Source organism: Tritonibacter sp. SIMBA_163 (assembly GCF_046535935.1).
In the GTDB taxonomy this organism is placed as follows: Bacteria; Pseudomonadota; Alphaproteobacteria; order Rhodobacterales; family Rhodobacteraceae; genus Epibacterium; species Epibacterium scottomollicae.
In genome coordinates, this window is the sequence record NZ_JAWJBP010001017.1 from 1 (window position 1) to 247 (window position 247).

Below are 247 nucleotides of genomic sequence, written 5' to 3' on the forward strand. Positions count from 1 at the left end.
CCGTCCCCTGAAACGCGCCTTTAAAGATGCAGGGTTACGCCCTGATGATATTGACGAAGTAGTGTTAGTGGGCGGATCAACTCGCATTCCCATGGTGCAAAACATGGTGCGAGATTTAATTGGACGGGAACCCAACCAAAATGTTAACCCTGATGAAGTGGTTGCAGTGGGGGCTGCCATTCAAGCCGGAATTCTTGCCGGAGAAGTAAAAGACGTTCTCTTGTTAGATGTTAGTCCCCTTTCCTTT

1 protein-coding gene is annotated in these 247 nt (G+C 48.6%); it reads left to right on the plus strand.

What is annotated here, in order from left to right:
* Positions 1-247, plus strand: a 247-nt coding sequence (locus tag R0J92_RS25405; RefSeq protein WP_411053728.1) for an Hsp70 family protein, incomplete at both ends; no start/stop codon positions are given.